1 protein-coding gene is annotated in these 891 nt (G+C 71.6%); it reads right to left on the minus strand.

Annotation, left to right across the window (positions count from 1 at the left end):
- Positions 1-73: 73 nt before the first annotated feature.
- Positions 74-598, minus strand: a complete 525-nt coding sequence (locus tag WDZ17_RS17360) for a hypothetical protein (protein ID WP_339576430.1) — start codon at positions 596-598, stop codon at positions 74-76.
- Positions 599-891: the final 293 nt, after the last annotated feature.

An 891-nucleotide genomic window follows, 5' to 3' on the forward strand; every position in this document is an offset into this window, starting at 1 on the left:
GATCCTCAACTGACACGCGCCTACGTCAGCAAGGGCGTCGGCGTTCTCGCGCGGCGTCGTCACGACGACGCGGTCACGCGTCGGGGCAGGCAGCGACCGGGATCTTCATGCTGGTCGTGTTCGTCCGCTCGGTAGCTGCGCCGTCCACCGTGTACTCGACTGCCAGCGCACGAGCGCTGCCCTGCGCTGCGCCGGTGCGGTAGACGCCCACCACGAGCGAGGCCCTCTCCCCCGGACGCAGGACGGCACCCACGGCGTTGACCCGCTGGTTCCACCCGGGGATGTCGACCGGCGGGTAAGCCCACGAGCCGACCATGCCCTCCTCTGGAAGTACGAAGGCGTGCTCCAGCGCGAGGTCGTCCGCCTCGAGCAGACGGACGTCGGTGATGAGCAGTCCCTGCTCTCCGGCCGTGATGGCATCCCCGAAGGAGTGCCGCTCTTCTGGGGCCGCTGGGGCGCAGACCTCTCCCCACTCGCCACCGAAGACGACGCCGTCGTCCCCGGTGCCGCACCCCGACAGCAGGCCGGCCGTGAGCGCCGCGGCGACAACTGCCCGTGCGACATCTAACGGAGAGGTGCGGGTGCGGGCTCCGGACACGCGTAGACCGTAGGCGGGCGTGTCCCCGGGAGCGGGCAGCTCCCGAGATCACCTCACCGCACGAACACTCGGGAACTCCCCGGCGCATCGCAGATGCACCGGCCGACCTACTCACGGCCGCCCGCAGGGTCGATCGCTGGCCGGACAGCGTCCCGCTGTCGATCGGTATCCGGGTACGCCGGACGCGGCAGGACGCTCTCTGGCGGGCCGGGCGACCTGCGCCCGGTCAGGTGGCTTGTGCGAGCAGCACGCTCTGGGGGTCGCGCTCACGGCCCTCGGCGGCGCGGACGAGA

Source organism: Pseudokineococcus basanitobsidens, from assembly GCF_037482545.1.
Taxonomy (GTDB): Bacteria; Actinomycetota; Actinomycetes; order Actinomycetales; family Quadrisphaeraceae; genus Pseudokineococcus; species Pseudokineococcus basanitobsidens.